13 protein-coding genes and 1 pseudogene are annotated in these 19,137 nt (G+C 62.7%); 5 read left to right on the forward strand and 9 right to left on the reverse strand.

What is annotated here, in order from left to right:
* Positions 1 to 161 precede the first annotated feature (161 nt).
* The 7 genes and pseudogenes from M4D77_RS14550 to M4D77_RS14580 all read right to left on the reverse strand — a co-directional run bounded on the left by M4D77_RS14550 (position 162) and on the right by M4D77_RS14580 (position 11,027).
* Positions 162 to 2,366: an AAA family ATPase gene (locus M4D77_RS14550; RefSeq protein ID WP_259936516.1), complete on the reverse strand. Its 2,205-nt coding sequence runs from the start codon at positions 2,364 to 2,366 to the stop codon at positions 162 to 164.
* Positions 2,367 to 2,409: 43 nt separating this feature from the next.
* Entirely contained in the window at positions 2,410 to 3,639 is a 1,230-nt protein-coding gene (locus M4D77_RS14555; RefSeq protein ID WP_259936517.1) for a hypothetical protein, read from the reverse strand.
* Complete coding sequence (locus tag M4D77_RS14560) at positions 3,623 to 6,868, reverse strand: DEAD/DEAH box helicase (protein WP_259936518.1); 3,246 nt, start codon at positions 6,866 to 6,868, stop codon at positions 3,623 to 3,625. The genes M4D77_RS14555 and M4D77_RS14560 overlap by 17 nt, the downstream gene beginning before the upstream one ends.
* Complete coding sequence (locus tag M4D77_RS14565) at positions 6,865 to 8,220, reverse strand: protein kinase domain-containing protein (RefSeq protein WP_259936519.1); 1,356 nt, start codon at positions 8,218 to 8,220, stop codon at positions 6,865 to 6,867. Before M4D77_RS14565 ends, M4D77_RS14560 begins: the two co-directional genes overlap by 4 nt.
* On the reverse strand, positions 8,210 to 8,884 hold the full coding sequence (locus M4D77_RS14570) for a VWA domain-containing protein (RefSeq protein ID WP_259936520.1): 675 nt from the start codon (positions 8,882 to 8,884) through the stop codon (positions 8,210 to 8,212). Before M4D77_RS14570 ends, M4D77_RS14565 begins: the two co-directional genes overlap by 11 nt.
* Positions 8,885 to 8,886: 2 nt before the next feature.
* Entirely contained in the window at positions 8,887 to 9,954 is a 1,068-nt protein-coding gene (locus M4D77_RS14575; protein WP_259936521.1) for an FHA domain-containing protein, read from the reverse strand.
* A gap of 210 nt (positions 9,955 to 10,164) precedes the next feature.
* Positions 10,165 to 11,027, reverse strand: a pseudogene (locus M4D77_RS14580) (oxaloacetate decarboxylase).
* A gap of 152 nt (positions 11,028 to 11,179) precedes the next feature.
* On the opposite strand from M4D77_RS14580, the gene M4D77_RS14585 reads away from it, so the two are divergent.
* On the forward strand, positions 11,180 to 11,971 hold the full coding sequence (locus M4D77_RS14585) for an IclR family transcriptional regulator (protein WP_259936522.1): 792 nt from the start codon (positions 11,180 to 11,182) through the stop codon (positions 11,969 to 11,971).
* A gap of 106 nt (positions 11,972 to 12,077) precedes the next feature.
* On the opposite strand, the gene M4D77_RS14590 is transcribed toward M4D77_RS14585, so the two are convergent.
* Positions 12,078 to 12,833 (reverse strand): M23 family metallopeptidase, encoded by a 756-nt coding sequence (locus M4D77_RS14590; protein ID WP_259936523.1) that lies wholly within the window; start codon positions 12,831 to 12,833, stop codon positions 12,078 to 12,080.
* Positions 12,834 to 12,999: 166 nt separating this feature from the next.
* Between M4D77_RS14590 and M4D77_RS14595 the strand changes: the two genes are divergently transcribed.
* Positions 13,000 to 13,290, forward strand: coding sequence for a hypothetical protein (locus tag M4D77_RS14595; protein ID WP_259936524.1), 291 nt, complete (start codon positions 13,000 to 13,002; stop codon positions 13,288 to 13,290).
* A 6-nt stretch (positions 13,291 to 13,296) separates the two neighbouring features.
* On the opposite strand, the gene M4D77_RS14600 is transcribed toward M4D77_RS14595, so the two are convergent.
* Positions 13,297 to 13,902: a TetR/AcrR family transcriptional regulator gene (locus M4D77_RS14600; protein WP_259936525.1), complete on the reverse strand. Its 606-nt coding sequence runs from the start codon at positions 13,900 to 13,902 to the stop codon at positions 13,297 to 13,299.
* A gap of 355 nt (positions 13,903 to 14,257) precedes the next feature.
* Between M4D77_RS14600 and M4D77_RS14605 the strand changes: the two genes are divergently transcribed.
* The 3 genes from M4D77_RS14605 to M4D77_RS14615 all read left to right on the forward strand — a co-directional run bounded on the left by M4D77_RS14605 (position 14,258) and on the right by M4D77_RS14615 (position 19,062).
* The gene (locus M4D77_RS14605) at positions 14,258 to 15,493 is read left to right on the forward strand and encodes an ABC transporter substrate-binding protein (protein WP_259936526.1); all 1,236 of its coding nucleotides are present in this window, start codon (positions 14,258 to 14,260) and stop codon (positions 15,491 to 15,493) included.
* A gap of 66 nt (positions 15,494 to 15,559) precedes the next feature.
* On the forward strand, positions 15,560 to 18,343 hold the full coding sequence (locus tag M4D77_RS14610; RefSeq protein ID WP_259936527.1) for a branched-chain amino acid ABC transporter permease/ATP-binding protein: 2,784 nt from the start codon (positions 15,560 to 15,562) through the stop codon (positions 18,341 to 18,343).
* A complete protein-coding gene (locus tag M4D77_RS14615; RefSeq protein ID WP_259936528.1) occupies positions 18,340 to 19,062 on the forward strand; it encodes an ABC transporter ATP-binding protein in 723 nt (240 codons plus the stop codon). The genes M4D77_RS14610 and M4D77_RS14615 overlap by 4 nt, the downstream gene beginning before the upstream one ends.
* The last annotated feature ends 75 nt before the right edge of the window (positions 19,063 to 19,137 follow it).

The raw sequence follows: 19,137 nt of genomic DNA on the forward strand, positions 1-19,137 counted from the left end.
CGTTTGACGGAGGGCGCCGAGTGCGTCGAGATCCTCGGACGTCGCCGAGTCGCGTGAGTGACTTCCAGTGTCGGTGTCGAGAAGGTGAGCTGTCCCGGAGGCCCAACGGCCGGACCACCCTTCCCTCTGTGACGACGGGAGACCTGAGACACGGTCGATATTCACGTTCCGAATCCACCTCGGAGTTTCTTCGACTCCTGTCGTAGTGTGTCAAGCGACTTGACCGGGCGAGAAGCGCTCTCGAGCTGGTCCCAGTGCAGCTCAATGCTATCCGCGAGGGCATCGAGGTCTTCTGGGCGAACGCCAAATCGATCCTCGAGTTTCCGCACTAGCTTCGTGGCGACAAGGTGGTCTACGGCTTCCGTCAAATCCCCTCCAGCACTTAGAACTACGGGCACGAATCGGTCAATTTGGCGCTCCAGCCGGTTACCCCAGCCGACGCCGAACTTGTCAAACTCTTCACGCATGTTCAATCGGAGGAAGTCCTTGACCCTGCCGGTCTCGTCGGTGAAGGCGCGCGCCGCGAAGATGAAGGCATCGTTAAGCGCATCGAACGAAACGGGCTCGGCCGTGCCTGGGTTTGATGGCTGGAACGGGGAGTATGTCGATGGGAGCACCTGCACGTGAGCGCGGTCGTATGTCTTGTCAGCGAAGGCAACAGTGGTCTCGTCGTGGTTGGCGGTTCCGACGAACCAGACATTTTCCGGTAACGGTAGTCTTGATCCTTCGAACTTATGCGGCAGGTGCGGGACTTCGCTTGTCAGTAGATCGAGGTAGCTCCGGTCTGTCGTCGAGTTCTCGAGCAGTGACAGCATGACGCTGAAGTACTGCTCGGGATGGGCGAGATTCATTTCGTCCATCACGATGACCATCGGGCGATCCGCATTGGCGGGCAGGAGTGCTCGATACAGGGCCTTGGTGAACTCGCTTTCTGCGAAGCGCTTTTCGAACGCGTTGTAATAGCCGAACAGGTCATCTTTGTCTCGCCAGCCGGCTTGAACCTCGACGATCTGCACGGCGTCGTCGCCTGCGAGGGCTTTGAAGAACTCGCGCGGCAAGCTCGTCTTACCTGTTCCCGAGATACCCTGAAGTAGGTGGAGCCTGCTGGATGCCAGGCCCGCCAGGAACAGCCGGACGTCTGTTTCGGAGTAGTAGAAACTTGTCGTTGGATTGGTTGCCATCCGGTTGCGCAGTTCGCTGACCAGGTCAGCCAGCGTTCCGACGTCGCGCCCAGCGATTGGGCTCATGAGCCCGGGGTCTGCGTCGTAGGCCGAGCAGGCAGCGAACGGCTTTGTAGAACTTTCGGTGGCCTGGAGCTCTTCCCAATCGATCATCTGCTGGGCTATGGCCTGGCGGAGGGTTTCTCGTTGGGCGCGGAGGGCGTCACGCTCGTCTCTGAGTACCTCCAGTTCGCCTACGTTGACCAAGTAGCGACGTAGTTGGGCGTCGATTTGGTCGTACCGGCTACGCCAGTATGTAACCTCGTTCTCAGCGTCACTGACGCGTGTTGCCTTGCTGCGAAGCTCGTCGACCTCAGCTTCTGGGGGCCGCCGAGCCAGTTCGTCCTTCATGGTCCGCAACTGGTCGGAAAGCTGCTCAAGCCGGTGCTTGAGTCCATCGGGATCGTCTCCGAAGCGCGCCAGTTGGTTATGGAGATCCTGAATCTGTCTATTTTTTCCGGCGATACGGTCGGCTTCGGCTTCGAGGAGTGCTTTGGTGTCTTCGAGTTCGTCGCGGATCAGCGCAATTTGGGATTCGGCTCGGCGCTGGGCAGTGGCCTCGAGAGTTGATTCCATGTTCTTTAAGAACTCTTGGCTCGCCGACAGTTCGGCCTGCAGTGCGCGAGCATCGGCTTGCTGCTGCCGCAAAGTCGCCCATTCTGTACTGATTAGTTCTTGTTCAGCCACGAGACGTTCTTGATCAGCGGCAGCTGTCTTGATGGCTTTGGCCTTGGCTTCCAAGCCCCACGTCGCGGCATCGCTGAGCATCGCGTCGATCTTCGCCGAAACCTCTTTGGTTGTCGCCCTCATCTCATCGACGAATCCGGTCTTAGCGGCCAATCGCTGGGCCTCAAGGTCTTTCTCTGCTGCGGCGAGTTCGGTTTCCCGCGTGGTGAACGCCGTCTCCCGCTCCTTGTGCTCAGCCTCTTTCGCTTCAAGTGTCGCTCTTGTCTTCTCAAGCGCCTCAGCAGCTCGTTTGTAGTTCTCTCCCTGTTGCTTGACGCGCAGGTATAGGTTCTTCACCTGGGTGGCGGTGACTGTGACGGTCACTTCCTCGACGGGTTGTTCGTCGTCGATAATGTCCGCGGGGATCTCGGGGAGTTCTTGCAAGCCCTCTTCGACGTCCTGAACCTTCTGGACAGCCACCTCATCAGCGTTCGTGCCCGCTCGTCGGGCATTTCCGCCTCTCCTAGCCTTCGACTTCGCCATGACCCTTCACTCTTTCTTCTTCCAACAGGAGTTGCCCCACTGTCACCACCTGCTTCGCGAGTTGTAGTAGCTCCTCAGACGAGCGCTGCTCGTCGACACACAGATCGTATTGGGCGGCGATGACAGAAAGGTCCTTGAGGCGAGGGTCGGAAGTTTGTGTGCAGGCTACGAGCAGCTCCTGCACCTTTCGGCGGGAGTCGAAGCGAGGTAGCCGTTCCCATCGTTGGATCACGTTCAGACCCAGATTGAACCGTTCTGCCACCGCGAGGCGTGGGTCGCTTGTGGATCGCTCAGTCCGCTCAGTCGTCGCTTCAGGTCCCGATGCGGATCGATACCGATCTACCCAGCGTCCGAGGATGAGGTCGATGAGACCGACGAGATATTCGCTGGACGCGATCCGGAATTGGCCAATACCGAAGTGCTCCAGCGTGTCTGTGAGTTCGGCGAGTGCTAGCTCAAGGGATGAACTCTCCGCGCGCTGAGACTTTAGGGGTACACCTTTGGCCCATCGCTCCACCGACGAGAACTGATTGACCGCTGCGTTCAACAGTCTTCCAAGGCTCAGCTGAGGAGAGTCTTGCGTGGTCAAAACTGCGAGACCGGTGTCGTCTTTGACAACCGGACTGATAACTAAACACTGTTCACCGGAACTGATCACAGCCGTTCGCTTCTGCTCGTCATCCGACCAGCCAAAGCGGGACAGTTCAATTGAGGTGGGTTGCACACTGCTCGTTTCATCGGAATCGAGAAGCAGCGCATCGATTCGATTCACACGTCCAGCTGTTCCGGTCTCGAATTGGCCTCTGGATCCCGACCAGAAGTCGATCGTCACCGGTTCGGACTGCTCACCTGGCTGCGGCCACAACTCTCCTGTGGCCGCGTCGCGGTAAACCCAACCGACCGTCGACCTCGCGGCCACGATACCCTGGCCGGACGCGGCGGTACGCAGCCGCAGATGGCCTGCACCTGCGATCAAGAAGCGGACCAACTCCTCTGGGAGCTGCAAAAGGTCAGCAATCCTTGAAGCGTCGGTTTCGCCGGCCTGTCGAATGCGCAGCACAGCGTTCAAGATGATGTCAGTCTCGATGCGCTCCTGATCTTCGATAAACACGCGCCACCGCGTTGCTGGCGTGATGAGTGCATGCCTGTATTTGACTTGCCACGGCTGCAAGAAATAGGCAGGGAGCTCTTTTCTATCGGCGAAAGCCATCGGCTTCTCCGGTCAAGTCATAGAACGCGGCCAGAGCGGGTAGTGCCTCGCGGCCGCGGTCTGAGGTTAGGTAGGTAGCATCTCCGACGGTGATAAGTAGCTTTTTCTGTCGGCTCATCGCGACGTTCAATCGGTTCGGCAGTACGAGGAAGCCGAATGGTTGCGCGCTGCGTGACAGTTGATGTGATGATCGCACCGTAGAAAGGAATACGATGTCAAATTCCCGGCCTTGAAATGAATCCACCGTGCCGATTCGAACCCGGGGGAGACCTCGTGAGGTGTAGAGCGACGGCGAAGAAGGATTGGTGACCCACTGATTTTCCCTGTTGCGGACAGCCAGGCCCGCGTCGGACATTTCTTGCCAGAGTTCCTCGACCTGCCCTGAGTAGAAAGTGATAATTCCAAATGTCAGGTCGTCGGAATGTCGCAGAGCGTCAACGAGCTCGTCCACAACTACTGCTGCTTCGGCCGACCGGCTGATGCTGGTGCCCGTGCGTCCTTCGGGTCCGGCCCCAATCGGTACATCAATCCATCCGCACGCCGCATTGCCGTATCTATCGAGTCCGTGAGCGAACTGCTCAGGACGGTCTATCCCGTTCTCGAGGTGCTCACCATAAGGTTTGTAGAACTGGTCACTGATGAACTGGCCCAGCGTCGGGTGCGTGCGGAATTGACGGTCGAGGGTAATGACTCGCTTGGGGCCACCTGTCCGCCCGAGCTGATGGAGAGTACTGAACAGCCGTTCGAACATCGACTGCTTCAAGGTGCGCTCGACGACTCTGCTGTCATGTCGTACAGCAAGTTGGGGGAGCAGATCGTCGTCTAGGAGCTGCGGCAACTGCCGGTGGTCCCCCACGAGGATGATCCGATTCTTAGCCAGACTCATTGGGATCATCAAATCGAGTGGGTTAGCCCGCGCAGCCTCATCGAGAATCACCGTGTCGAATAGACCCATGTGGACGTCGCGCATTGCCCGGGAACTCGATTGTTGGCAGGTTGCCGCGAGTGCGCGTGAGTGCATTTGTAGGGACTTCTTGACGGCGCTGCGTTGGTGGGCGACTGCGTCTCGGTAGTCCTCGACGGCGAGGTCGATGTCGCTTGTAGATCTGCGTACTTCAGCTTCGGTCGACTCGATTGCCTGGCGTATGAGCGCCTCGACTTTGGGGCGGGAAGCCACGATACTGGACGCGGCCCGGGCGTTCATGACCTTTTCCAAGAGAACGGATTTCAGCACCGCCATGTCTGTAGACGCGGCATCTGTATTGCCGCTGATCGCGGCCTTGATGAGCATGGATCGCTGCTGATCGTTCAGTAGCTGTCTGACTTCGTCGTTGACCGCTGCTGCGCGAGCACTTTCGCGGCCGTCGTCCTCGAAAGTCTCAGGCATACTCCGAAGCCTGCGGGCAAGCAATTCGACTGTCTGATGGCCAGCGGTCGATCCGCCGCCACCCAGCTCCTGGCGAACTTGTTTCGCGAGTCTTCTCGCTTTTCCCGAGACCGAACTGTCTGTGCGTTGAGTGTTAGTGGCGAGCCAGTCGAGCAGATCGACTGTGCCAGGCACGTCGAATGGTTGTGTCGTGTAGGCAGTCAACCTCTCTCGCAGCTGCCGAAGCGTCTGCAGCAACTCGTTGGGTTTGTCGCCTTCATAGCGGCGTTCCAATCGGTGTTGCAGGTCTGCGGCCCACGCGTCAAGATATGCCTCGTCGTCATTGCCTTGATGCCGGGCACCAATCTTGACCGCTGGCAAAGCTCCATCATCTGCTGCCTGGGTCAGATTCTCGACGGCATCATGCTGGTAGCTGGCAAAGAGGACACGCTTACTAATTGCCATGTCGCCGCGGCTGAGTTCAGCTAGTCGGGCTTGGATGGCGGCGATAACCCTGGTCTTGCCGGTCCCCGGTGGACCCTGGATGACCACTAGATCCTGAGAATTGATAGCGAGGTCGATTGCTTCCACCTGGGCAGGTGTGGGTTCACCACCAAGGAGGGCCAGCACTCGCGCCGACAACGGTTTGTGGTGTGTAGCGCGGCCGATTGGGTCCGGGGACCGGCCGGCAAGAATCAACGAGAGTTGGCGCGCCGGGGATGTCTTGGCCAAGGCGAGCTCTCGCTGCGCGCTCTCGCGTCGACCTATGCGTATGGAATCAGTTGTGTAGATGCCATAGATCTCCCCCTTGGCGGGGATGTCACCTTGATGGACTTCACGCTCGGGCACCAAAACTACACTGCCGTGCGGCGTCGACCGGGCCTCACCGATGACGAAGCCGTGGTCGCGCTGGTTGTTGCGTTGCTGGTCTCCGTTTGGGAGGTTGCGGTTGTCGTCGAGGAAGCTTCGTGAAAGAGATGCTTCAAGTCCAACTGATTCGCTACCCATGCGCTGCAGCAGTGCGTTGGCGTGACTGTTTTGAACTAGGTCAAACTCGATAGTTCCGTCAGCGAGGATTCGGTACCGGTCATATTCGGCCCAGCCTATGTCTCGTGCCGACGCCTTTGCGGCCTGCTGTTCGAGACGACTGTACTCATTCCAGATGGCGAGGAATGCGTTCTGAGATGAAGCGAGTCTCTTCAGCTCCTCGGCGTCCTCCCTACTCACCAGACCGACGCGGGTCTGGTCTTTGATGTCGAGGCGTCCGTGGACGACGACTAGACGCTGAGTGCGATTCGATGGCTTTTGAGTCACGCGTGCCACCAGCAGTCGACCGTCTTGTAGCCGAATATCCGCAGCGATTTCATAGCCGACCACCCGAAAGGCAGTGTCGTTGAGTTCTGCAGCGCCGGTGGACACTACAGTGACCGCGTCGTCGCAATCAACGGTCAGTTCGCGCTTCAGCCACCTAATGACTTCTTGGGATCCATCGTTGCGTCGACGGTAGCGATTGACATCTGCGACAGTGCGGTCATCGACACCGACTTCTCGGGTCTCCGACCAGCGTTCAACGTCGTCGTACTGCAAGACCCTTATCCGAACAGTTCCCGCTTGTAGCGAGTGCACGTTCTCGACTGAAAGAAGTTCGGCGACATAGGAGCCCCGGGACACGATGTCGGTGAGCCAATCGAAATCGTGGCGTACGGGCGGCTGACACAGCAGGGCGTCGCCGTCCTGCCGCAGCGTGACACCAGTAGGGGATACATCGACACGGATCAGCGTTCGGGGTTTGAGTGTGGTCCCGCCGAGTGCGGTCAGACTGACGGCCCGCTCTGCACGAAACACAAGGTTTGCGAGTTTCATTTCGGCTCAACGCACATCACCCGGAGGGTCCGCACCGGTTTGGCGCTCGTCTCTACCCTGACTCGATACTCTCTTCGCCGCTGCGGGTAAGGAATTCGCGCTACCAGCTTGCCTGCTCCGTCGGTGACATGAACATCCTCCCGCACAATGAGTTCAAAGCCGTTCGCGCCCGGTGTGAAAGTAACAAGAGGATCGCGAGATCCGTAACCACCCCACAGGTGCCTCGCGCCTACAAAAGTGGCGGCATGACGGGAGAGCACCAGCGAGTCCCGGGCCTGAGGGTCGACGTCCGCCCACTCCGTCTCACCCCACTCCGGGAAGACGGTTGCGAGCATTACCGGCGGTGTCTGCCTGTTGCAAGCGGGGCATCGTGGTAGCAGGCGGAAGTAGCTCCATCCACATCCCTCCGCGCAGATGACGACGTTGTCGTAAGCAAGCCAAAGTGCGTCTCGCCACTCGGCAGATCCGGGACGGGCAAGTGGCTGTAGCCTTCCTGCACCGAACGCCCTGAGGAAGAGTCGGTGCATACGACCGCTGATCGCGAGATTGAGCAGTTTCGAGGACAGAATTCGGTCGGGCAGCCTGTTCGAGGTCTGTTCAGGATCGCCAATGTATGGCAGAGTCCCGGCATTTATTGCGTGTGCGGCATCATCGCCGTCGAGCGCATCTGCTGCACAACCTTCGAGAGGATGCCGCAGGGTTAGCAGGCGGAAGGCCAGTATCGCCAAGGTGTATGCGTCGGCGAGCGTAGACGGCGGCGCCTTTCTCGTGAACCGCTCGGGGACGGCGTAGCCGGGGAACCCTACAATGTCCCATTGTGGGTTCGCCCTGGAGGTCAAGTTGTCGGTGTCGATGAGCCACGTCTCTTGCCTACTAATATCGTCGGAGACCATGACGTTGTTCGGGTTCAGGTCGACGTATGCCAGTCCGCGTTCGTGCAGCGCGGCGAGACAGTCTGCGACATTCGCAGCCATTGCCAGTCGCCGCAGCAGGCCACCTGTATTTCGATACCAGTCGATACCGTTGGTTTCCCGGGGTCCAAACTCTCGTGGCAGATAGGGATCCGCGAGTGGCTTCATATCACCGGCCAGCGGCATCAAGTATCCGAATCCACCATCGCGAATCAGCGAGATGGGCGCGGCAATCTGCAGGCCATCGAGCGGTAGTCGTCTGACTTGCTCGATTCGTGAGATATCGGATTCTCGCTTGAGGAGCTTGATGGCGAAGCCAGGTTGCCCGTTGACTCGGTATACAACTCCTTGGGCGCCGGGCTTTCCAATCATGTCGCCCAGTGAATACTCGATCCCGGTGTCGTCGCGTACACGACTTCCGGAGCGAGCTTCAGTAGGCATCGTCTGCCTGTAATCGCGCAACAGACTCGTCGGACACGCTTTGAGACTTTGCGTCCGGGTCGAAGACCGAGAGTGTTACCTGACTGACCGTGTTCGTGACCCACTGCAGGAAGTTCCTGATTTCGGCTGCCTCACTGGCTTCCTTGACGTCTCCACCGGCGGTGAATCTTGCGAGTAGCTCTCGGTCAGCATCAGCACCGACCGCCAATGCGAACCGGGAGGACTTCGCGCCACGGTCACTGTCTACCAGAGCCTCGAGCTCTCCGGACAGTGGCGGAACAGGAAGGCCGTCAGAGACAAGGGCGATAGTCGGGCGGTAGGCCTTCGATGAGATCTCGTCGCGGTTCTCGATGAGATCGCGTGCGAGTGTGAAAGCGCCGCCCATAGGCGTTCTGCCTCCGGCTCTTAACGGAGTGAAAGAGACTTGCGCAATCGGAACGTTTCTCTCGATGATCGTGGCTGATTCGCCGCCGAATGCGATCAGCGTCAGAGTGATGAAGCCGTGCCCAGCATCGACCGATGCGAGTTCACGGATCATCTCGGCGACGCTGTCGTTGAGGACGTCGATCTTGTCGTCCTGACGCATACTCCCACTTGTGTCCAGTAGGAGTATGACGGGGAGCGTTCTGGCCTGGACGGGTTCGATGTCATCGAGTAGAGACACGGTCAGATCCCCTCGGTCCACAGGAATGGTGGAGTAGTCAGATCGGGCTCGTAGGCGCCGCGCGGTCGCCTCTTGCCCGAGAGTCTGATGATCAGCGCACCACCGGCAAGTGCGAGGTGCTCGTTCAACTCCAGAGCTTGTTGAACACCCTCCTGCAACGAGCCAGCCGCTCCGGCTGCTCTGACAATGACGGTGCCGTTCTTGGAGCCGAACTCCTCAACGAAGATCCGTCCGCCCTTGTTGATCAACTTGAGGTGGTCTCGACTGACTTTGTTCGCGACTGCATCCTCCAAGACTTCGCGGACGTCGTAGCGGCCGATGTCTCGACCGCGGCCAACCGTGAGCTCAGAGTCCTCGGCGAGCGGAAATCGATCGACCTCATCGTCTCCAAGGAGTAGCACGACCTCCTTCGAACTTTCCCGGAATCCCAGTTGCTTGGCTGGCGTCGAGCATGCCGGGCAGACCACCTGACCATTTCGGAACGCTGGATCTTCTTCGATCAGAGACTTTTGTGCCCATCGACACGAAGATGATGTACATCGCCACTCGTAGTTGAGCGAGTTCTTGGCCTCGGGGTTCTTCCTGTAGCCCTTAGGCGTAAGCTCGGCTTCTTCGATTCGCCACGACACTTCTTCGTCCCTGATCGGGGTGTAGTTGAGACGTTCGAACTCGACCTTGCCAGCTTTCACGATTGGCTTCCAGATACGGTCCGTCGCTTGCAGCCACGGGAAGGCGCGCCGCTGGTCCCGAAAAAGGTCGGTCGTCAGGACGGCAGCAGCTTCGAACTCGGTCGCGAGTTCGAGTACTACAGGGTCGGCGTAAGGCACCGAGCGGGCCATGCGGTTGCGCTTCCAATGCGCAAGGCCACGCCTCCCAGCGTCGTCCATCCTGTACCTGAGGCTGTTGTCGGCGACCCCATAGAACCGCGCTCTAGGATCCTGCTGCTCCCGCCACGCCTTCACGGCCGCTTCCACCCAACGCCAGTCCGGCTTGTCCTGACCTTTAATCAGCACAACCGGAGACAAGTCAATGATCACGCTCGGCGTCGGCGCGCTTCCCCAAGACTGCATGATCTACATCCTATTGGTGGGTCCGACACTCATATTGATGGGTCCGGCACTTGTCCATGGCCATGAATGGCACTTGAAGCCTGGCGCTATCGGCACAGTCGTAGGCGATCATGCGTGACGGGCGAACCGCATGGTTCTCTCCGGCACGCACGGAGTCGAGGCCGGTGGCGCGAGCGAAGATCTTCTCGGTGATCGTGTGACCCATCGCCATCACCGCGCCGCCGGGAGGTAATTGCGCTGCATCGCCTCGACCTCGCCGAAGTCGATCAGGTCGACGAACTCGTGGTGCGGTAGCGCGTCGGCGCTGACCTGAGCCGGAGCTTCGCCGGCGGCGAGGCGTCGAAGCGTGTTCTGGGCTGCGCCGGTGCCCGCCATCAGCACCTGCGTAGGAAGTAGCGCGAGCCGAACACCGATCTGGTCGAGGACTCCCGGGGTGAACTCCCGTTCGGTCCAGGTAGACGCGGTGAGGGTCGCCATCAACGGGACACCGACCTCGGAATGGCAACGCTCCCACTCCTCGACGGTCTCGAACGTCTTGGTGACCGGCAGGATCATGTCGGCTCCGGCCTCGACGTATGCGTGAGCACGACGAAGGGCCTCGTCACCGCGAGCGCCGGTACGCGCGATGAGCAGGACATCGTGGGGACTCGCGTCGCGCACGGCACGGATCTTTCCGGTTGCCTCCTCGACGCTGATGAGGTCGACGGGATCGCCGACACAGATCGGGCATGTCTTTGGCGAGACCTGGTCCTCCATGAGCATCCCGCCGACGTCGGCGTCGACGAACTTCGACGCCGGGCGAGCGCATTGACCGCGTTGCCGTATCCGGTGTCGATGTCGGCGACCAACGGGAGCGACGACGCCGAACGGATCGTCCGCACCGCCTATAGATTCTCGGACATTGTGTAGAGCTCGGCGTCGGGTAGGCCCAAGGCGGCTGAAACGGCGAAGCCCGAGGCGCACAGCGCGCTGAACCCGGCCTGGTCGGCGAGGCGTGCGGTCAACCCGTCCCAGACGCCCGGGGCATAGACGGGGCCTCGCGTCGTGAGTTCCTTGAGCGAGGGTGCGCTCATGTGATCATTTCCGTTCCGTTCTGGGGAATCTATTTTGCATCTCGGTACGAGACCGGAGGGTGGGCTGGATCACATGTCAAGGCGCCTGAGGCGACGCCCCTTCGTAAGATGTCCGAGACGGTCGCCCAACTACCCGGAAGCGAGACACGCTCGTGGCCACGCCCGCCGATTCCGAGACCCCTACGAGCCGGGAGGTCGTCGGTGCCGTACTGAAGGCCTGCACGCTGCTCGAGCACTTCAGCGCCGACCGGCCGTCATGGACACTGAACGAGCTCACCGCGGCCAGCGGTATGAACAAGACCACCGTACATCGACTCATGGCCACACTCATCCACGCCGGGTGGATCGAGCGCACCGACGGCGGCGCCTATCGCGTCGGCCTGCGGGTGTTCGAGGTCGGCTCAGCCGCGTTGAGCGAGCTCGACATCCGCTCTGCAGCGAGACCTTTCATGACCGACCTGGCCGGCGACTTCGGGGACACCGCCTACCTCATGGTTCCCGCCGAACAGGGGGCGGTCTGCATCGACCTCGTGGAGGGAAACAGCTCGCTCGTCGTGGCCGGTATCTCGGTGGGCACAGTCCTGCCGTATCACGCGGCAGCCGGGCCGACGGTGATGCTTGCGGTGTCGGATGAGTTGCGCGCGAGGAGGATTGGCGACATTTTGCCAGCATTCACCGATCGGACCCTGACCGACCCGGCAGCGCTGATTCGCCATCTCGACCGGATTCGCGAGATCGGCTACTCGGTGAGCGACTCGGACTATCTCGACGGCGTGGCGGCAGTGGCCGCGCCGATCACCGACCGATCGGCCGGCCTGATCGCCTCGATCAGCATCGGCGGTCGCATCGAGGGATTCGGTGGCGAGGCGCTGGCGGAGAAGGTCGATCGCGTCCGCGACGCCGCAGCATGGATTTCCGCTGTGCTGCAATCGGTTCCGCGCTGACGGACCGTCGGATCGCATCCAAACAAACGCCGACTGGCGGTATAACGCAGACGGATCTCACCAACATGTCGGTGGGATCCGTCTGCGTAGCAGGGTCAGGCGTCCATCACGGATGAACGCCGCGCTTGTTGAGCCAGGCCTGGGGATTGATCTTGGTGCCATTGGCATCCCAGACCTCGTAGTGCAGGTGGGGGCCGGTGGACTGGCCGCGGTTGCCGACGGTCGCGATCTTCTGACCCGCGCGCACGTGCTGGCCGGGGTGGACGAAGCTCTCGTTGACGTGTCCGAAGACGCCGACGGTGCCGTCGTCCTGCTTCACGCGGACCCACTGGCCGAAGCCGGAAGCCGGGCCGGACTCGAGGACGACGCCGTCGGTCACGGCGTAGATGGGCGTTCCGATCTTGTTGGCGATGTCGACTCCGTTGTGGTGGGCGCCCCAGCGCGGGCCGTAGCCCGAGGTCACGGTGCCGCTGACCGGCTTCACTGCCTTCTTGATACCGGGGAGGTCGGAGCTGCCCGGACCGAACGCCGACGGCGGCAGGACGTCGCGAGCGAGATCGTCGATCTGGGGCGGCAGGACCAGGCCGGCCGGGAGCTTGACGTTCTCGGGAAGCGCGATCTTCGGCGCAGGCGGGGGAGCGGGCTGCGCCGCTGCCTGCGCGGCGGTGCCGGCACTCAGGCCGACCGCACCGACGAACGCGGCGAACGCGCCCGTTCGCAGGGCTGTGCGGGCGGTGGAGCGCGACGTGGCACGATGGCGGCCAGGGCGCCGGGTGTTCGACGTCGAGTCGAGCAAGGCGCGAGTGGCGGGGCGCGTCGAAGAGTCGGCGTTCAGTCGGTGAAGAGGCAAAGCGTTGTCCATCTCAGATTGGGTAACAGTTCGGTATCGGCAAGGACACGGCGAAGTTACCTTCCCTGACATAAGCAGACACTGAGAGTCAGCCCAGGACTGCCCAAAGCTCCAGGTGAGACCCCAAACGAGATCCCGATCACAGGGCGTCAGAAGGCGTCGTGGCACCGTGGAAACCATGCCTGAGCCCGAGCACACTCCCGACGGCCACCACATCTTCGTCAAAGGCCGGAAGTGGCGGGCGACGGATCCGCTGATCCCCGACGAGCGGCGGTCCGAGCTGCAGTCGATCCTCATGGCGTGGCGTCGGGACGTGAAGCGGACGAAAGGGGCACCCGAGTCACGCCAGGGCGTCCAGGCGGCGAAGGTCGCGCTGGGAGAGCGCGGCACCCCATGGTGGGAACAGACCGACGACGAACGCCGCGAACGGTGGGAGGCCCACGTCGCGCGACCCGACGAGGAAGACTGATCAGCCCTACCGCGGCAGCAGCGACTCCGCGGCGTAGCGGCCGGCGCGCTCGAAGCTCTCGCTCACCTCGAAGCCGGGGTCGATCTGCCAGTACCGCATGCTCGACACATAGATCGCGGCCACCATCTGGGCGAGAAATTCCGGCGGGTGATCGGTCCGCACATCCTGCTGTTCGACGCCGCGCTCGATGAGCCGCAGCACCTCCGAGGTGAACACGTGGCTGCGTTCACCGAGCGTCCCCGACATCGACGAGATCCGCTCGATCTCACTGGTCACGGTGCGCATGTAGTCCGGGTCGGCGACCGACGACCGCGCGAAGTCGACGAACACTCCCACCACGCGCTCGTAAGTACTCAGCGGCTTGTCGAGCATCGCGTCGACGACATGCGAGAACGTCCCCATCAGCTGGGCGTACAGATCGGTGAGCAGGTCGTCTTTGCTCGGGAAGTAGTTGAAGAATGTCGCCCGCGACACCTCGGCGCGTTCGGCGATCGACTCGACCGTCGCGACGCTCCCCTCGGAGGCGAGCAGTTCACGCGCAGCGATCAGCAGGCGTTCGCGCGTCTGCTGCTTGTTGCGTTCCCGCCGGCCCATGGCCGGAGCTTCGGTCACAGTGGTGCCTTCCGTGTGCGCGGGGCGACCCCGACCGACCAATTCTTGCATTCCGCCCCCAAAGTTTGGATGGGCGTCTAACTTTTTGCTCTGAGTCCAGTGTGAAGTCGTCGATCCATGAGACGACGTCACACGAGTCGACCGCGGGGGATCTTCCGGCGTCGGACCGACGACTTGTGCTGCCATGCGCACCTGCCGTCAATCGCGCCGAGACTCATTGCAGGACAGAATATTTCGAACCCAACCGACGACCACGACCTGCGGGTTACAGTCGCCACCGAGTCAGCAAATCCGACATTTCGTCCGTCTCCGCAGCGGGGCGGCGGCTTGTCGAATCACGATCGAAGGGGATCGCATGAAATCACCCAGTGCACTCAGGCGTGTGCTTCGGACCGCGACGGTGATCGGCTGTTCCGGGGTGCTCGCGCTCGGAGCGCTGACGGCCTGCGCGGATGACAGCTCGGAGAGCTCGACCGCCGGCGAGACCAGCCAGCTCCCCAGCAATCCGGCCACCGGCGACCCGGTCAAGGTCGGGCTGATCGTGCCCGAGGGCGGTGCGGTGACGACGCCGATGGTGCGCGAGGGCAGCGAAGCCGCCGTCGAATACCTGAACAACAACGGCGGCGGCATCGGCGGTCACCAGATCGAACTGGTGGTGTGCAAGCAGCAGGAAGAACCCGCCTCGGCCACCAAGTGCGCGAATCAGATGGTGGAGCAGCAGGTTGCGGTCGTGGTCTCGCCGCTGGGCGCGCAGGGCGCGGTCATGCTGCCGATCATCGCCGGCGCCAAGATCCCGTTCGTCGCACAGGCTCCGGTGTCACAGGCCGAGATGGCGACCCCCGGCTCGTTCATGCTCTCCGGCGGCATCGTCGCCGTCCTCGCGGGACAGGCCGCGACCGCGGCCAAGGACGGACTCAAGAAGGTCACCCTGATCATCGGTGATTCCGGTGACGCTGCCGCATCGGTGAAAGCACTGGGCGATCCGATGTTCCAGCGTGCCGGCGTCGCTCTCAACGTCGTGACCGTGCCGGTCGGCGCCGCCGACCTGACACCCCAGATCACCGCCGGACTCGCCGACAACCCGGACGCGGTCAGCATCCTCGGCGACACCCGCCAGTGCATCTCGGTTCTCAAGACGCTGCAGACCGTCGCCCCCGACGCCTCGAAGTACCTGATCGCGAGCTGCCTCGACAAGCCCGTCCTCGACGCCGTCGGCAACGAAGCGGTCTCCGGCGCCAAGGCGTTCACCACGGTCAACCTCAGCTCCGACGACCCGAGCGTCACCCAATACCGCAGTGTGATGGCGCAATACGCACCCGACACCGACCCGGCCGGCCTCGCCTACATCGGCTACCAGGTGGTGACCGCGCTCGGCGAGCTCAACGGGCTCGAGGGCACCGTCGACGCGCAGACGTTCACCACGGCACTGTCGCAGGCCAAGAACGTCCCGCTGCCGGCCGCACCCGGCATCACGTTCACCTGTGACGGGAAGGCCTTCCCGCCGCTGACGTCGCTGTGCAGCAAGGCGATCCTGGTCAGCGACGTGACCGCCGACGCCAAGCTCGAGAACACCGTCGTCACCAACAACTAGTTCTTCTCCAGATCGGGGGTCGCGTCCGCGCGGCCCCCGATCCCCGCACTTCCCAGGGGGAGTCCCATGACCGACCATCTCGCCTTCCTGGTCCTCGGCCTCGGCAACGGGGCCGTCTTCGCCGCACTCGGCCTCGCGTTGGTGATGACGTTCAAGAGTTCCGGCGTCGTCAACTTCGCCACCGGCGCGGTGGCGCTGTACGCCGCCTACACGTACGCCTTTCTGCGCCAGGGAGAACTCCTCAACCCCATCCCCGGTTTCCCGGCGACGATCTCGCTCGGGTCCGAACTGGGAGTCGCTGCAGCGCTACTCATTTCCGTGGCCGTCGCCGCGTTCCTCGGCGTCATTCTGTACCTACTGGTGTTCCGCCCGATGCGGGCCGCCCCGGCGCTGGCCAAGGCGGTCGCTGCGATCGGTCTGATGCTGGTCATCCAGGCGCTCATCGCGCTGCGGGTCGGCGAGAACGCGCCCAGCGTCGGACCCATCTTCAAGGTCGACACATTCACGATCGGCTCTAGTGCCGTTCCGACGGACCGTCTGATGTTGGCCGTGGTCATCGTCGGACTCGCGATCTGCGCGGGACTCGTGTTGCGCTACACCCGCTTCGGCGTGGCGACCGAGGCAGCCGCGGAATCCGAGAAGGGTGCACTCGTCACCGGCCTCTCACCGGACCGGATCGCGGTCGCCAACTGGGCGTTGTCGTCGGCCACCGCCGGACTCGGCGGCGTGCTCATCGCCCCGATCGTTCCACTCAATCCCGTGGCCTACACGATGTTCATCGAGCCGGCCCTCGCGGCGGCGCTGGTCGGCAATTTCACCGCGATCTCGATCACGGTCGGCGCCGGACTCGTCATCGGCATGCTGCAGTCCGAGGCCACGAAACTCCAGACCACCTGGGACTGGATGCCCGACGCCGGTGTGGCCGAAGCGGTCCCGCTGATCCTCATCATCGGCTTTCTCCTCATCCGCGGGCGTCCATTGCCGGGCCGTGGCGCGGTCACCCGCAACGACCTCGGCCGGTCACCGCGTCCGAACCGTCTGGTGATCCCCGGCATCGTCGGTGTCGTCGTCGCGGTACTGGCACTCGTCACCACCTCCGGCAGTCTCCGGCTCGCCGTGATCGCCACGATGATCTACGCCATCATCGCGCTGTCCCAGGTCGTCGTCACCGGGTACGCGGGCCAGGTGTCACTGGCGCAACTGACGCTCGCCGGCGTCGGCGCCTACGCGCTCAGCCGACTCACCAACGACCTCAACATCCCGTTCCCGCTCGCCCCGCTGCTCGCAGCCTGCGCGGCGATGGTCATCGGCGTGATCGTCGGTCTGCCCGCTCTTCGGGTGCGCGGGTTACCGCTCATGGTCGCGACGCTCGCTCTCGCCGTGTTCTGCGAGGCGTTCTGGTTCCGCAACCCGTCGCTCAACGGCGGATTGCAGGGTGCGCCCGTCGAATCCCCGTCGATCTTCGGCATCGACCTGGGAATTGGTGCGGGCGAGGGATATCCGCGGATCGCCTTCGGCATCCTGTGCCTCGTGGTTCTGACTCTGGTGGCGTACGGGGTGGCGGCTCTGCGTCGTAGTGGGCTCGGCGCGTCGATGCTGGCCGTGCGCGCCAACGAACGGTCCGCAGCCGCGGCCGGGATCAACGTCGGCGCAACCAAACTCATCGCCTTCGCGATCGCGTCGTTCCTCGCCGGACTGGGCGGATCGCTGCTGGCGTACCAACAGACCCTCGCGACCGCAGGCAGCTACGCCGTCTTCGCCGGGATCGGACTCTTCGCGGTGTTCTACATCGCCGGCGTCACCTCGATCTCCGGAGCCGTCCTCGCCGGCATCATCGCGCCTGGTGGGCTGATGTACTTCGCTGCGGACAAGTACGCGTCGTTCGGCGACTACTACATGCTGGTCAGCGGAGTCCTGCTGGTGCTCACCGTCGTCACGAGTCCCGACGGCGTGATCGGGTATCTGCACAAGATCCCGATGCCGGCTCGACGTCGTGCACCACAATCTGCCCACGACGTCGCTCCGGCAGCACCGACTCCACCGGTCACACCGCCCAGCGGCCAGGTCCTGCTCTCGGCTCGCGACGTCACGGTGCGCTACGGGGCGGTGACCGCCGTCGATGGCGTCAGCTTCGACCTCCGTTCCGGCGAGATCGTCGGCCTGATCGGACCCAACGGCGCCGGCAAGACCACGCTCATCGACGCCATCAGCGGCTTCGCGAACGCCGACGGAACGGTGACTCTCGGCGGCACCACCCTCAACGGCCTTGCACCGCATCGACGCAGCCGCGCTGGGCTCGGCAGAACTTTCCAAGACATCGAGCTCTACGGTGAGCTGTCGGTCGCCGAGAACCTGGCGATCGCCGCGCGCCGTGCGCCAGGGGATACCGCAGAGAACGTCCGCACCGTCCTGCGGATGCTGGAGATCAGCCACCTCAGTGACGTTGTGGCCGCTGATCTCTCGCAAGGTCAGCGTCAGCTCGTCGCGGTAGCTCGCGTACTCGCCGGTCAGCCCGAGGTGGCGCTGCTCGACGAACCGGCCGCCGGACTCGACAGCACCGAGAGTCGATGGCTGGGCGACAGGTTGCGCGCCGCACGCGCACACGGGGTTTCCATGGTCCTCGTCGACCACGACATGGATCTCGTACTGAGCCTGTGCGACCGGGTCATCGTCCTCGACCTCGGATCCGTCATCGCCGAAGGCACCCCGGACGAGATTCGACGCTCACCGGCAGTCGTCAACGCCTATCTCGGCACGCCGTCGTCGGCGGTGGCGGGGACCGAGGATTCGTCGCCAACGGACAGCGCTGTCTCCGAGACACATTCGACGACCAAGGAGATGACCCCGTGACAGTCCTCGAATGCCGCGGTCTCGACGCCGGGTACTCGCGCGGCAAAGCCTGCGTCCACGGCCTCGATCTGTCCGTCGAAGCAGGGGAGATCGTCGCTCTGCTCGGACCGAACGGGGCAGGAAAGACGACGCTGCTCACCACCCTTGCCGGTCTGCTGCCGCGACTCGACGGCGAGGTCAGCGTCGGCGGTCACGCGATTCGGGCGGGGGATGCGCGCGCGGCCGTGCGTGCCGGACTCGTCCTGGTTCCGGACGACCGGTCGCTGTTCAAGCAACTCACGACCCGACAGAACCTCCAGCTGGCCATTCGCCGACGCGGGGCGGCTCGGAACAACGCCGTCGACCGGGTACTCGACCACTTCCCGGCCCTTCGCGCACGGCTCAAGGTCGCCGCGGGCGAGCTGTCCGGGGGAGAGCAGCAGATGCTCGCGATCGGGCGAGCGCTGTTGCAGCAGCCGAAAGTGCTGCTGATCGACGAACTGAGCATGGGACTCGCACCCATCGTCGTCGAATCGATCCTGCCCGTCCTGCGGAATGTCGCCGACACCGAGGGCACCGCGGTGGTTCTCGTCGAGCAGCATGTTCGCCTGGCCCTCGGCATAGCGGATCGGGCGGTGGTGCTGGTCCACGGCGACATCGCTTTGACGGACTCCGCGGCCTCGCTTGCCGGTGACATCGGGAGGATCGAAGAGGCGTATCTCGGGAGTGCTGCTCACTAGCCTCAGGGAGCTGCCGTCCCCTGCTCCCGCCCCCCCTCTGCTCCCTGAGGTGTGAGGAGCGATAGCGACGAACCA

The organism is Gordonia sp. p3-SID1431, assembly GCF_025143765.1.
Lineage (GTDB): Bacteria > Actinomycetota > Actinomycetes > Mycobacteriales > Mycobacteriaceae > Gordonia > Gordonia hongkongensis.

Coding starts and splice junctions, on each gene's coding strand:
- M4D77_RS14555 (WP_259936517.1), bottom strand. CDS start 3,639: ATGGCTTTCGCCGATAGAAAAGAGCTCCCTGCCTATTTCTTGCAGCCG.
- M4D77_RS14560 (WP_259936518.1), bottom strand. CDS start 6,868: ATGAAACTCGCAAACCTTGTGTTTCGTGCAGAGCGGGCCGTCAGTCTG.
- M4D77_RS14565 (WP_259936519.1), bottom strand. CDS start 8,220: ATGCCTACTGAAGCTCGCTCCGGAAGTCGTGTACGCGACGACACCGGG.
- M4D77_RS14575 (WP_259936521.1), bottom strand. CDS start 9,954: ATGCAGTCTTGGGGAAGCGCGCCGACGCCGAGCGTGATCATTGACTTG.
- M4D77_RS14590 (WP_259936523.1), bottom strand. CDS start 12,833: ATGGACAACGCTTTGCCTCTTCACCGACTGAACGCCGACTCTTCGACG.
- M4D77_RS14595 (WP_259936524.1), top strand. CDS start 13,000: ATGCCTGAGCCCGAGCACACTCCCGACGGCCACCACATCTTCGTCAAA.
- M4D77_RS14605 (WP_259936526.1), top strand. CDS start 14,258: ATGAAATCACCCAGTGCACTCAGGCGTGTGCTTCGGACCGCGACGGTG.
- M4D77_RS14610 (WP_259936527.1), top strand. CDS start 15,560: ATGACCGACCATCTCGCCTTCCTGGTCCTCGGCCTCGGCAACGGGGCC.